Raw genomic sequence first — 14,294 nt, 5'->3', positions numbered from 1 at the left:
CCGAATAGACAAAAAAGCATTCGTTTTTTGTTTTCTGAAAAAAGAATCATTACGAAAAATGATATTTCTCTGCCCGAAGCAGCCGAATCGACGGTGGAATCCTCCCCCAATATCTGCAAAATTTGAAATGGAATGTGAAAAAATTATAGAAAAATAAATTTTTGTTATCGGAGGGAAGCAAATACACAAAAGGTTCTTCCTCTCGTAACCGTACAACAGTGAGTACATGTCTCTACAAGAGAGAGAGTCATTCTTAACAACAGGAGTTGGATGTATATAATATATACCATCATCTTTTGTGTTCTAAGTGAAATAATTTTATTTTTATTTTTTGCAATTTATACAAATATTTTTCTTTCAAAATATTACCGTAGTATTTTTCTGTTTTTTTCTGTTTTTTTCTGTTTTTTTTTGCAATTTTTTATCATAATCTTTTTTTTTTGAGAAATAAAATCGGAATCATCTATTTTTAAGATTTTAAATCATTGATTATCAAACGAAAAGAGTAACTAAATAGTTACATAATTTATATACATTCAAAATTACAAATATACTATGGATTCACAACAATTTAAGTCGGGCTTTGTTTCTTTTATCGGCAAACCCAACGCGGGCAAGTCCACTCTTATGAATATCTTAGTAGGTGAAAAAATTTCTATTGTCACTCCAAAAGCTCAAACCACAAGGCATAGGATATTAGGCATAAGCAACACGGCTGACTACCAAATAGTATATTCTGATACACCTGGAATTATACAACCTGTCTATTCCCTACAAAAATCTATGATGAAGTTTGTAGATACTGCTATTTCTGATTCTGATATACTTGTATTTCTAATGGATATAAACGAGATAGATGATGCTCAAAATAAAGAGATTTTGGAGCGTTTGAAAAAGCACAAAACACCTGTTTTTATAGTATTAAATAAAATAGATATTTGTTCAGATAATGGACTTCAGGAGAAAGTAAAACTTCTCATTGAGGATGTAGGTTCTTTTCCTATCGTTCCTGTGTCGGCTCTTAAAAACAAAAATGTAAATGTATTGTTAGAAATGATACTACAGCATCTTCCCGAGCATCCTCCTTACTTTTTAGAAGACGAATTGACAGATAAAACAGAGCGGTTTTTATGTGCGGATATAATACGAGAAAAAATTTTTTTAATCTATGAAAAAGAAGTTCCTTATTGTTGTGAGGTATTTATAAATTCTTACCAAGACCATGAGTCAATTGTAAAAATAGAGGCGTATATCTACGTAGAAAGGGAATCTCAAAAAGGAATTTTAATAGGTAATAGAGGGGTAAGATTAAGAAATTTAGGGATACAGGCGAGGAAAGATATAGAATTTTTTCTCAAAAAACATGTTTTTTTAAGTACCATTGTGAAAGTAGAAAAAAATTGGAGAAAGAGTGAAAAACTTTTGAGAAGATTTGGGTATGGTGGAAGAGAGTAGATTATCCTTATGGTATGAGCAAAGAAGCATCCCCATAGCTCAAAAATTTATAATCGTTTTGGAGTGCTTCTTGGTATATTTTTTTCCAATCATCACCTACAAAAGCTGCTACGAGCAAAATAAGAGTAGAGGAGGGTTGGTGAAAGTTTGTAATGAGTCCTTGCACCATCTTAAAATGGTATCCGGGGAATATAAAAATTTCCGTTTCCCCTTGTAAAATATCTGTTTTTTCTTTTTCCATTTTCATGATAACTGCTTCTATTGCTTTTTCTTTTTCTATGTGATTATGAGTATTATTATATGGGTAAAGTTTAGGAATAAAGAATCGTGCATTGGGGTTTTCCAATAACATTGCTCCATACCAATACATACTTTCTAATGTTCGGAGAGAGGTAGTTCCTACAGCAATGTTATATTTACTGTTCAAAAGGTGTAATATATTTTTTTTTTGTATGATGATGTGTTCTGTATGCATTGTGTGATGCTTTACATTTTCTGTTTTTATAGGAAGAAAGGTACCTGCTCCTATGTGTAGGGTTAAAAAATGGAGTGGGATTTGTTTTTTTTCTAATTCTTCCAAGATATGTTTTGTAAAATGCAGCCCTGCGGTGGGGGCAGCCACCGATCCATTGTTTTTGCTAAAAATAGTTTGGTAGTCATTCGTATCATTTTTTGTAGGGGGGCGTTTTATATACGGGGGGAGAGGTATATTTCCAAAAATACGGAGTATTTCTAAGAAAGAAATGTTTTGATTCCATTGAAATAGAATTTCATTTTCTAGTTCTGTTCTTTCGGCACAGAGTATAGTTTTCCCAAATGTTGTTTGCTTTTCTAAGAAGAGTTGTTTTTCTTTCCATTTTTTTTTATTCTTTATCAAACAATTCCATTTGTTTGCAGAATGAGATTCTAATGCTTCATTTTGGGTTGCAGATGATGGGCGTAGGAGAAAGATTTCTATACTTGCCCCTGTTTCTTTTGTAAAAAGGAGTCTAGCAGGTATAACTTTAGTTTCATTAAAAAAAAGAGAGGCATTGGGAGGAATGAGTTCTATTATATTTTCTATACTATGATGAGATATTGTTGTATGTTGATATAATAAAAGATTTGTTTTATGTTTATCTGGGTTGGGAAAGAGAGGTATTTTTTCGGGGGGTAGGTGATATGAGTAGTCAGATAGGTAGATTTCTTTATCCATTCATTAAGATGCAAAAAAGGATTATTTTTTATCTGTTTTTCTGTTTTTCTGTTTTTCTGTTTTTCTTCTATATATTTCATCACTTATAGAGAGCAGTTCACGGCTACTCTGTCCGTAAATGCTTGTATTTTCTTCTGCTCTTCTGATAAGATATGGGATAACTTTTCTTACTTTTCCATAAGGTACGTATTTGGCGACATTGTAATTTTGAGAAGCGAGTGTAAAAGTTATAACATCACTCATTCCTAATAGTTGGGCAAAGTATATATTGTGATAGTTGTTTGGTATGTTATAAACTTGCATCAATTCCATAAAGTATTTAATGCTTTCTTCGTTATGCGTTCCCAAACAAATGCCTATTTCATCATAATACTTCATACAGTATTCTAATCCTTTGTTAAAACTTTTATTGCAGAGGTCTTGTGTTTTATGAATAGGGTCGGGATAGTTCATTTGTTTTGCTCTCATTCTTTCCTTTTCCATATAGGCTCCTCTGACCAATTTGACACCTAAAAAATATTTTTTTTCTTGTGCTTTTTTATGTGCTTTTTCTAAATTTTTATACATATCTATTCTATACATCTGAAAAGTATTGTAGATGAAGGGTTCTGTTGTATTATGTTTTTCCATCATTTCGTATGTTATAGTATCTACTGTATTTTGAAACTGGTATTCTTCTGCATCTACCAAAAGTTTTATTTTTTGTGTATGCACTTCATCTGTAATTTTTTCGACTCTATGTTTAAAATTATGAAAGAGTTCTGTTTCTTTTTGAGAGAGAGGTTCTTGAGATTGTATTTTGGTGAGTATCTTGGGATCAATTAAAGCACTCATTTTTATGACAGCAAAAGAAATGGTATTTCTATTTTGGGCAGAAAAAATAATTTTTTTTAGAAATTCTTCTGTGTTTTTATGGAATTGTTCTTCAGTGTTTTCTGACTCTGCGGAGTAGTCCAAAATAGATTTGATATTATATTGGTGTAAAGAATCCATGCATTTTTTACATTCTTCCAATGTTTCCCCTCCACAAAAGTGTTCAAATAATGTTTTTTTGAGGATTATTATAGGGAAAAGTTTTATGCGTAAGAGAAAAATAGTTGTTCTTGTTCCTAACTTTACTATGAAAGGGGAGTTTATAATACGAAATATCCAATATATTTTTTTGAGTTGTTTATCACTTCTTGCAACAAACCCTATCTGTGAGTTATTAAAATCTATGTCCATATTATAATATTTTTAGTGAATAATTTTTGCATCCATATCTTCTAGTACTATCCCCTTTGTTTCTGGCATAATACAATGGACATATAAAAGTTGTGCTACCATCATTACAGCAAAGAAAACAAAAATAGAAGTAGGACCGAAGAAAGACGATATCTGTGGAAATACATTTGCTATGAGTGCTGCAAAAATCCAATGGACAAAACATCCAAAAGATTGTCCCGATGCTCTGATGGAATTAGGAAATATTTCTGAGAAAAAAACCCATATAACTGCCCCCTGCCCTATTGCATGCGATGCTATAAAAAGAAAAATATAAATAGCTATATTATGAAAGGATTCATTATAAAAACAACTTGCAACCAACGACAAAGAAATAATATATCCTATAGAACCAATATACATAAGCATTCGTCTTCCAAATTTATCTATGAGAGATAATCCTACCATTGTAAAAAGAAGATTTATCACACCTACTCCTACACTGGAAAGAAGTGCTGATGAAGATTCAAATCCTGCCATTTCAAAAATACGAGGTGCATAGTATATAATTGCATTTATACCGGACATCTGGTTAAAAAATCCTAATAAAAAAGTTATAAATATAAGCCATCTATATTTTTTTGAAAAAAATGCTTCTTTTACCTGTGTAAGTTGTTTTTTTTGATATTCTAAAATAGTATTAAAAATATTGGTAGCTTCGTTCGGGGATATTTCTAAAAGTACTTTTTTAGCAGATTCCAAATTATTTTTTTTCAAAATAAGCCACCTCGGGCTTTCTGATATAAAAAAAGTGCATATCATAAAAAAGAAAGAAGGGACTGCTACTACCCCTAACATCCATCGCCACGAGTTATCTCCTCCTACTCCTTCTAAAAAATAATTAGAAAAATATGCCAAAAGTATTCCAAAAACTATATTAAACTGAAAGAGAGCTACTAGCCCTCCTCTTTGTTTTGCAGGAGCTATTTCAGAAATATATAATGGCGAAATAACCGATGAAATACCTATACAAAATCCTCCTATAAAACGTGAAATCATAAATGTATATACCTCTGGAGCAACTGCACATCCTATAGATGATACTAAAAATAAAAAACCAACTCCTATTAAAGAGAGTTTCCTGCCGAATAAATCTGCAAAATACCCTCCTAAAATAGCCCCTAAAACAGTACCATACAATGCGATACTGATGACGAATCCATGAAAAAAAGGACTGAGCCCCCATAAGCTTTGTATTTTTTGCTCAGCACCTGAAATAACCGCTACATCTAATCCAAATAAAAGTCCACAAAGAGCTACTGTTAATGACCAAAGTATTAATTTTGTATTATTCATAAAATATTATAATGATTGATATTATTAAAAAAAAACGAAATCAGTATTTTTGTATAATCTTGTCGGGATAATCGGTTATGATACCATCTACTTTCATACCCAATAATTGTATCATATCTTTTGTATCATTTACAGTCCATGGAATAACTTTGATTCCTTTGGAGTGAAGCCATGTTACTTGTTCTTTTTTTATAGTAGTGTAATAGCAACTATAAATATCGGGTTGAAATCCTAAAGAATCTATTATTGTCTGCAAGTTTTCTGTGCCACCTATCAGAACAGCCAAGCGAATATCAGGGTATTTTTTATGAAAATATTGGAGTATTCTGAAATCAAAAGATTGGATATTTATTTTATCTGTATCTACGTATTTTTGTATTTCTTGATGCACAATATCAGAAAAAATAGATGGGGTAGGATGAAAAAAGTGGTCTGTAAGAGAAGATGATTTTAATTCTATATTATAGTAAGGTTCTTTTTTATGTGTTTCTTTACAGTATTTTTGCACGGCTTCAAATACTTCCGACAACAGTGGCTTGTATACTCTGAGTTTTTTTTGATATGGGAAATCAGAATTTGTAACACTTCCACAATCAAAAGCACGTATTTCTTCGGCGGTTAACCTATATATATTATATTGTTTTTCTTCCTCTTGGGTTATTTCTTGCCCTAAAGGATTGAAACAAATAGAACGACTAAAAAAAGGTTCGTGAGAGACAATAACTTTATTATCTCCGGATATGACCACATCTAATTCTATTGTATTTACTCCCAATTCTATGGCTTTTAAGAATCCCGGAATGCTATTTTCTGGTAGAATACCTCTTGCTCCTCTATGTCCCTGCCAATCAACAGAAGCAGTATCACATGTATTAAAAATAAAAAATATAAAAATACTTAAGAGAATGAGTATGTTTTTCTTTATTTTTAAAAATAAAAAATTATACACGGTATATGGTTATAGAATTAATAAATAATTGAATGTATGTAAAATATATAAAATAATTTTCTTATGGTAGTCTTTAATGTATCCTTGTGTAATCTCATGTATTCTATTCTTTTTTATAGAAGTATTTAGAAATAAATATCTAAAAAAGAGTTCAGAAACTAAATTATCTTGATAATACGTTGATTTAGTTTTCTGAAACTCTTTTAAATACTGTTTTTGTTTCAAATTTATTTATTTTTCCTTTTAAAATCTATTACTATTGGAGCAGCTATAAAAATAGAAGAATACGTTCCTATGACAATTCCTACCAAAAGTGTAAATGAAAAACTTTTGAGTACATCTCCACCAAATAAGAATAGTACTAAAACAGTGAGGAATGTAGTAGAAGAAGTAATAACCGTACGACTAAGGGTATCATTAATAGCGTGATTAATAGTAGATACTTGTTCGTATTCTTTTCTCATTCCTATTTTTTCACGTATACGGTCAAAAACTACCACAGTATCATTTATAGAATACCCTATAAGAGTGAGTATTGCAGCAATAAAAACTTGGTCTATTTCGTATGTTATACCGAATACGTTTACAATTGCAAAAGCTGCAATGACAAAGAGCACATCGTGAAAGAGAGCTATAGTTGCTCCAAGTCCAAATTCTGCTCTTCTGAATCGTATTAGTATATAAAGAAAGATAGCTATGAGAGAAACAACAATAGATATAACAGAAGATTTTTTGATATCATCTGCTATTGTTCCGCTCACACGTGATCCGCTTCCAATAGAAAAACTATTATTGTCTAATAATGATTCATTTTCAATATATTTTTTTTTTGTAATTTTTTCTAATCCTGCTATCAGAGTTTGAGTTACTTTACCGTCTGTTTCTTCGCTGTCATCATTTATGAGGTAGCTGGTAGTAATTTTTATGATATTATCGGATCCGTATGTTTTTACTTCTGTTCCTGCTTTTCCAAATACCTCTCCAAGCCCCACTTTGATATCAGAAGTAACTACGGGAGTATTAAATATCACTATATAAGACCTTCCACCTGTAAAATCTACTCCCATATTGAGTCCTCCTTTTGCAAAAAGGGCGATAAATCCAATAACTATAAAGGTAAGGGAGAAAAGGTATGCTTTTCTTCTGTTTTCTATAAACTTATAAGATATCCCTATTAAAAAGTTTTTAAACAACCCGGTCTCAAATGTTATGTTTGAGTTTTCTTTTCTTTTGCTATACAAAAAATTTATAATCACCCTTGTGATAAATACTGCTGTAAAAAATGAACTGACGATACCAATCATAAGGGTAATAGCAAATCCTTTTACAGGACCTTGCCCAAAATTATAGAGTATCATACCTATTATAAAAGTAGTAGCATTAGAGTCAAATATAGCAGAAAAAGCCTTATTATAACCTATAGTAATAGATGTTTTGAAGGTACTTCCATTTCGTAATTCTTCTCTAATTCTTTCAAATATAAGCACGTTCGCATCTACTGACATACCCATAGTAAGAACTATTCCTGCGATTCCGGGTAATGTTAATGCTGCTGAAAATTGAGCAAGCACCCCTAATATGAAGAAAATATTAAATAAAAGAGCGATATTTGCTATAATTCCTCCTTTTGCATAATACATTATCATAAAAATAACAACACTCATTAATCCTGCTATAGTGGATACAATACCTTGTATTTGTGCTTCTTTTCCGAGGGTAGGTCCTATAACTACATCTTCTACTATGGTAGTAGGAGCGGGTAAAGTTCCTGCTTTTAATACATTTGCGAGGTCTTTTGCTTCTTCTAATGTAAAGTTTCCTGTTATAGAAGAATTTCCACTTGGTATTTCTCCTTGTACCGTAGGTGCAGAATATACATAATTATCTAATACAATAGCGATGCGTCTTCCTGTATTTTCTGCGGTCATTTTTCTCCATATTTTAGTTCCATTTGCATTCATTTGCATTGCAATAGAAGGTCTCGCATTCTGATCAAAATCTTGTTGAGCATCTGCTATTGCTTCCCCACTGAGCTTAGAAGTTCCTCCGCGCAAGGTCTTGATAGGATACAGTTCTATAAATTCTTCTTCTGTGCTGGTACCTCCCCTTGGAGAAAAGGGTTTAGAAGCCCATAAAAATTTTATAGTGGATGGTATCAGATTTTTTACCTCAGGTTTTTCTAATAGTTGACTAATAGTAGCTACATCTTTAGGACTATACATAAGCCCTCCTTGATTTGATTTTAATAAACGAAGCAAGAGGGATGCTTCTCCTGTATTCAGGTTGCTACTATCTTGTTGAAGTTGGGAAACTAAGGAAGCAGTATCTTTTTCGCTTTTTGCTGTGGGATCTAATAAAAGTGATTCTAAACTATTTTGTGAAGGGGTTCCTACTAAAGAATCTTTTTTTACAGATGAAGAAGATTTTTCTATATTTTCTTGGCTGAGTAACAGTTTATTTATATTATTAAGAGTAGATACCAAATCTTTTTCTCCAATTTCTAATACTTCAAAAAAATCTAAGCGAGCAGCACTCTGAAGGAGCTTACGAACCCTTTGTGGATTATCCACTCCTGGTAGTTCTATCTGTATTCGCCCCGTTCCTGCTAATCTCTGAATATTAGGTTGTGAGGTTCCAAACTTGTCTATACGTGTTCTTAAGATATTAAATGACCTGCCTATAGCATTTTCTACTTCGTCATTAATAATTTTTAATATCTCTTCATCTGTTGTTTGAAGAGTTATCTTTCCACGATTGGTTGCATTGGCAAATATATAGTTCAATTTTTGATTGGGAGCATTTTTTTGAAATGCTTTATAAAATTCATCTATAAAATTTAACCCTGTTCCTTTTATAGAATTTTTTGCTTCTTCTAAGGATTTTAAAAATGCAGGATTTTGGCTGTCCCTGCTCAGTCCTTTTATTATATCTATAGGGGAAATCTCTAAAGTGACATGCATGCCTCCCTGTAAGTCCAATCCTAAGTTTAACTCTGTTTCTTTTATTTCTTTATAGGTAAATTCAACTCCTAAAAGATTAAAAACAGGAAGATTCCATACAGAATCTAAATATTTTTGCTTTTTTAATTGATTTACGCTCCCATCTAAATTCCTTGTATAATCTGTTGCTTCTCCTTGAACTTTTCTAGATATAAGAGAAAAAGATAAATAATAGAGACATAAGATGGTTATAATAATAGTAAGCCCGGTGATAAAATTTTTATTACTCATTGTTTTTTAGTTTTTTTAGTTGTATAAATGTGATTATTTTAATATATATTTATGAAAATAAGATTTTGTTTATGAAAAGTAAGTATATATTTTATTTTTTTAGGGGGCTTTAGCAGAAATAATACAGGAAAAAAGTATATCTAAAAAAAAAGAATAGATATTTTCATCTTTTTTTAGAAAAGCAATGGTATGAGGTTCTAAATAGACAAATTTTTCTCTTTTTTTAAAGAAAGTGTATAAAAGATGGTTGAAAAGTTTATAAGATGGGGTATCAGACAAAATAAGAGTCATCTCAAACGAATATTTGTTCGCTTGCTCATCGCTTTTATGGGCATCAGACTTGGAAGTATAAGGAGTGTCCTTCGGTACTGTATAAGTTTTTTTATACATTTGAAAAAAACATATATAGGTACTGAAAGCACTTAATAAAAGAGAAGAAATAATACTTTTTTTATTCATTGGTGAGTAGAATCTTGTATAAACCTATTGTAATAACAAAATAGAGTAATAAAAATTGATAGAAATAGTAATTTTAGTAAAAATAACATTAATGTAATAATATTTTGTAATAGAAGCGGTTTATTTTTGTATTTATATTATTGTAATATCTATTAAAAAAATTAATATATCAGTATAATACAAATTATAAAGTAATATTATACAAATTATACAGAAAAGTTATAAAATAAAAATAATCAAAATACATTTTCATACAAATGGGTAATTTATAAAAAATTTAATAATTATAGTGTAAATAGTTTTATTTTGCTAAATCAAGTATATAACCTAATAATTAAAAATGAAAAGAGGAATAATAATATTTTTTATAGGAGTATTGTTTAGTGTTGGGTGTGATACACCTCAAAAAAAATATACATTTGCGGTTACGAATGCTAAAATTTGGACTGGCGATGAGAATAACCCATGGGCTGAAACGCTTATTTCTGTAGAAGATACTATTGCTTTTATAGGAAGTAATAGAGAATTGTCGAAATTTCTTTCACAAACAGAAAAAGTAGTAGATGCTCAAGGAAAGCTTGTGTTACCGGGTTTTATAGATAGCCATGTGCATACTCTTATGGGGGGAATGCGTTTGAGTTCTGTAAAGCTCAAACATATAAAAACGAAAGAAGAATTTATTAACACAATAAGAGAATATGCAAAAAAACAGAAACCGGGAGAATGGATATTAGGAGGAGATTGGGATCACCAAAATTGGGGAGGGGAACTCCCTACTCACGAATGGATAGATTCTGTTACAAAACAAAACCCTGTATGGATTGAAAGAAGTGAAGGGCATTCAGGTTTGGCTAATACATTAGCCATGAAGATAGCAAAAATCCATAAAAAGACAACCGATATTCCGGGCGGTATTATAGAAAGAGATATGCAAGGAAATCCAACAGGTATTTTTAAAGATGATGCTATGTTCTTGATATTTCAAGTAATCGAAGATTTTTCCGATGTTCGAAAAGAAGAAATACTCAACAATGCTATGGACTATTTTTTAAGTGAAGGGATTACATCTGCTCACCATATGATAGAGCCACATGAAAGAAATCCATCGGGTATATCCACTGATTATGAGGTTTTTCGAAAAATGAACGAAGCACAAAAACTCCGAGTACGTTTTTATATTGCAGAACCATTTACTGATTTTCAAAAAGTATACGAAAGAATACAAAAAGAAGGAAGAGGAAATACATGGCTAAAAACAGGTGCATTAAAGGGATATGTGGATGGAGCTATAGGTTCTCATTCAGCACTTTTTTTTGAAGATTATACCGACAGACCAGGATATAGAGGGATACAAGTAAATTCAGAAAAAATTCTATATGAAAGAATACAAAAAGCGGATAGCTTGGATCTTCAACTCTGTATTCATGCTATTGGTGATAAGGGAATTTCCATAGCTCTTAATACTTTTGCAGAAGTAGAAAAACAAAACGGCAGTAAGGATAGGAGATTCCGAATAGAGCATGCACAACATATTCGTCCAGAGGATGTAGCATTTATGAAACATCTGAATGTGATAGCAAGTATGCAACCGTACCATTCCATAGATGATGGAATATGGTGTGAAAGCTATATTGGTAAAAAACGAGCAGAAACATCTTATGCTTCTCGTGTTTTAATAGATTCTGGTGTACACGTAGCTTTTGGAAGTGATTGGTTTGTAGCTCCCGCCTCCCCTCTAAAAACTATCTATGCAGCCGTTACCCGTAGAACTTTAGATGGAAAGAACCCCGATGGATGGATACCATCTCAAAAGATAAACGTAGAACAAGCAGTGAAAAATATAACCATAGAAAGCGCTTATGCATCTTTTGATGAAAACATAAAGGGATCTTTGATACCCGGAAAATTAGCCGACTTAGTAATACTTGATAAAAATATTTTTGAAATAAACCCCATAGATATTGAGAATACAAAAGTGGAAATGACAGTGGTAGGAGGTAAAATTGCATATAAAAAATAAATTTTTAAACAAAAAAAATATCAAATCAAAAACATACCGTGCAAAAAAAAATATATAGAAATCTTCTACTCATAGTTTTCGCAGTACTCATCGCATATAATAGTTGGGCGGTAGGTGAAAAAAATACTCACTCTATACATAAAATAAATGGGAAACGCCCTGATATTCCCGGAAAACTACAATTTAATTTTGGTTTTAACTTCTTGACAGATAGTGAAAAAAAACTATCTGTAAGAACGTGGAATTCCAAGTCCTTGAGTTTTTATTATATATATCCATTTGATTTTCCAAGGGTGCATCTTTCTCTTATACCTGGGATTGGTTGGGGATATGAGCGATTAAATTTTAAGAATGCCATTTTAGATTATAATAATAAGCAAGTATTGTATTTAGATTCTCTCAAAGGAGTAAATGTAGAAAAAGCATTTTTAGGAGTTCATTACTTGGATTTACCATTAGAAATACGATATACAGTTCGTTTGGAGAATAAAGAAAAAAGTTTTTTCATCGGTGCGGGTATCATAATAAGATATCTTTTCAGCAGCACTACTAAATTAAATTATGATGGGAAAAGCACAGAACAAACACAAAGTTTTGGAACAAATACATTTCAATATGTAGCAAATGTGAGGGTCGGTGTAGGAGGTTTTTCTGTCTATTATAGAATGGGATTAAATGAATTTTTCAAACCAAGCATTGCTCCCTATTCTTCTTTGGCTACCGTCCATAATATAGGTCTTTCTTTTCATCTCTTCTAAATCCAAAGACGATATGACAGACATTAATACCTTAGAAAAAAATACAGATGCGGATATAAAGGATCTCATTATCAAAACCATTAAAACCATATATGACCCTGAAATCCCTGTGGATATATATGAATTGGGACTAATATATGAGATTTCTTTTTTTCCCGTCAATAATGTATATGTGAAAATGACCCTCACCTCCCCCAATTGTCCCGCTGCAGAGTTTATCCCCAATGAAGTGAAAAACAAATTATCAGCATTGGAACAATTAAATAATGTAGAATTAGAACTTACTTTCGACCCTCCTTATTCTCATGATATGATGAGCGAAGTGGCAAAATTAGAACTCGGTTTTTTATAATCAGACAATGCCATTCCAAAATGAAAAATTATACTATTGTTTTCATTATCGCTCTTTTACTCTCTTTTTGCCAAGAAAAAAAAAGAATACATTCAGAAACATATAATACCCCTCCATCATTAGAGACAAAAATAGAAATACAAAACCTCTCCCCTCTTTTATGGGGAGATACTATTCTCTTTTCTATTATTGCAAAAGAAAAATACACTTCTATAGATTCTGTGAGTGCCTCTTTTCAACAAAAAGAAATACACATTCTCCAAAAAAACGACAAGTGGTATCTCAACAGTAATCAATTGAAACTCGGGAAGTATTATATACAAATACGCATATATCTGCCCGAAAATAAAAAAGAATCCCACTCTCTTTTGTTAGAAATACAATCTCCCGTGATACCCATAAAATATACATATGAAAAAATAAATACTTATCCCCACGATGCAAGTGCTTACACCCAAGGACTCCTCATTCACGATGGTTATTTCTATGAAAGCACAGGATTAGAAGGACGATCTACACTCAGAAAAGTAGATATAAAAACGGGAAATGTGGTGCAAAAAAAAGCCCTTACTTATGAATATTTTGGAGAGGGATTAACATTATACAAGGGTAATCTTATCCAACTTACGTGGAGGTCGGGCATTGGATTTGTATATGATAAAGAAACGTTTGAACAAAAAGAAACATTCCGTTATTCGCAGGAAGGATGGGGATTAACCACCTGGGACAGCGTCCTGATAATGAGCGATGGAACAGAAAATCTTTACTTTTTAGACCCCGTTTCTTTTGCAGAAAAGAGCAGGATACAGGTGTATAATAAGCAGGGAAAAGTGACAGAATTAAATGAATTGGAAATGGTGGACGATAAACTCTATGCCAATATATATACCACCGATATAATTGTAATAATAGATCCAAAAACAGGGATAGTAGAAGGTGAAATAGATATGAAAGGGATTATGGGGAACGACACAAAAAAAAGAGATGTGCTAAACGGAATAGCATGGGATTCTAAAAAGAACACTCTTTTTGTGACCGGGAAACTATGGGCATCTCTTTTTGAAATACAACTGCGTAAATTATAAAATATATTTCTAAAACAAATATATACTATGAAAATCTGCTTACATTCTACAAAAGAAAGTATCCATAATGGTGAAATATCCATTGTGGCTATTGTTGAAGTGATAGTGGGGTTGGTTCTCTATTGGTGGGTTATACCTTATTTTACAGATAATTATATACACCTACTTCTCCCCGTTTTTATAGCTCCTTTTATGCTCTTTGGCTCGGAACAATCTCGAGAAGGTGCATTAA

At 31.7% G+C, this 14,294-nt stretch carries 12 protein-coding genes; 6 read left to right on the top strand and 6 right to left on the bottom strand.

Translation table 11 applies throughout. The annotated features are described in order from the left end of the window. Positions 1 to 555: 555 nt before the first annotated feature. Entirely contained in the window at positions 556 to 1,455 is a 900-nt protein-coding gene (gene era / locus QM536_02795) for a GTPase Era (GenBank protein MDI9355936.1), read from the top strand. A 7-nt stretch (positions 1,456 to 1,462) separates the two neighbouring features. Here the strand turns inward: era and QM536_02790 are convergent, their stop codons facing one another. From QM536_02790 to QM536_02765, 6 genes are all read right to left on the bottom strand, one after another. Further along, positions 1,463 to 2,650: an S-adenosylmethionine:tRNA ribosyltransferase-isomerase gene (locus QM536_02790; GenBank protein ID MDI9355935.1), complete on the bottom strand. Its 1,188-nt coding sequence runs from the start codon at positions 2,648 to 2,650 to the stop codon at positions 1,463 to 1,465. Positions 2,651 to 2,671: 21 nt separating this feature from the next. Further along, positions 2,672 to 3,874 (bottom strand): proline dehydrogenase family protein, encoded by a 1,203-nt coding sequence (locus tag QM536_02785; protein MDI9355934.1) that lies wholly within the window; start codon positions 3,872 to 3,874, stop codon positions 2,672 to 2,674. 12 nt (positions 3,875 to 3,886) lie between these two features. After that, a complete protein-coding gene (locus QM536_02780; GenBank protein MDI9355933.1) occupies positions 3,887 to 5,209 on the bottom strand; it encodes a sugar porter family MFS transporter in 1,323 nt (440 codons plus the stop codon). 40 nt (positions 5,210 to 5,249) lie between these two features. After that, entirely contained in the window at positions 5,250 to 6,158 is a 909-nt protein-coding gene (locus QM536_02775) for a glycerophosphodiester phosphodiesterase family protein (GenBank protein MDI9355932.1), read from the bottom strand. Between the two features lie 227 nt (positions 6,159 to 6,385). Continuing rightward, positions 6,386 to 9,388, bottom strand: a complete 3,003-nt coding sequence (gene secDF / locus QM536_02770; GenBank protein MDI9355931.1) for a protein translocase subunit SecDF — start codon at positions 9,386 to 9,388, stop codon at positions 6,386 to 6,388. Positions 9,389 to 9,487: 99 nt separating this feature from the next. Next, entirely contained in the window at positions 9,488 to 9,847 is a 360-nt protein-coding gene (locus QM536_02765) for a hypothetical protein (GenBank protein MDI9355930.1), read from the bottom strand. A 340-nt stretch (positions 9,848 to 10,187) separates the two neighbouring features. On the opposite strand from QM536_02765, the gene QM536_02760 reads away from it, so the two are divergent. The 5 genes from QM536_02760 to QM536_02740 form a co-directional block, all read left to right on the top strand. Next, on the top strand, positions 10,188 to 11,867 hold the full coding sequence (locus tag QM536_02760) for an amidohydrolase (GenBank protein ID MDI9355929.1): 1,680 nt from the start codon (positions 10,188 to 10,190) through the stop codon (positions 11,865 to 11,867). A 38-nt stretch (positions 11,868 to 11,905) separates the two neighbouring features. Next, positions 11,906 to 12,625, top strand: a complete 720-nt coding sequence (locus tag QM536_02755) for an outer membrane beta-barrel protein (protein ID MDI9355928.1) — start codon at positions 11,906 to 11,908, stop codon at positions 12,623 to 12,625. Positions 12,626 to 12,638: 13 nt separating this feature from the next. Continuing rightward, positions 12,639 to 12,977, top strand: coding sequence for an iron-sulfur cluster assembly protein (locus tag QM536_02750; GenBank protein ID MDI9355927.1), 339 nt, complete (start codon positions 12,639 to 12,641; stop codon positions 12,975 to 12,977). A 20-nt stretch (positions 12,978 to 12,997) separates the two neighbouring features. Then, the gene (locus QM536_02745) at positions 12,998 to 14,062 is read left to right on the top strand and encodes a glutaminyl-peptide cyclotransferase (protein ID MDI9355926.1); all 1,065 of its coding nucleotides are present in this window, start codon (positions 12,998 to 13,000) and stop codon (positions 14,060 to 14,062) included. Positions 14,063 to 14,089: 27 nt separating this feature from the next. Continuing rightward, on the top strand, positions 14,090 to 14,294 hold a 205-nt coding region (locus QM536_02740), incomplete at its 3' end, for a hypothetical protein (protein ID MDI9355925.1).

The sequence above is a fragment of the Chitinophagaceae bacterium genome (genome assembly GCA_030053935.1).
Taxonomy (GTDB): Bacteria; Bacteroidota; Bacteroidia; order Cytophagales; family JASGCU01; genus JASGCU01.
This window is presented reverse-complemented; position numbering and strand designations above follow the sequence as displayed.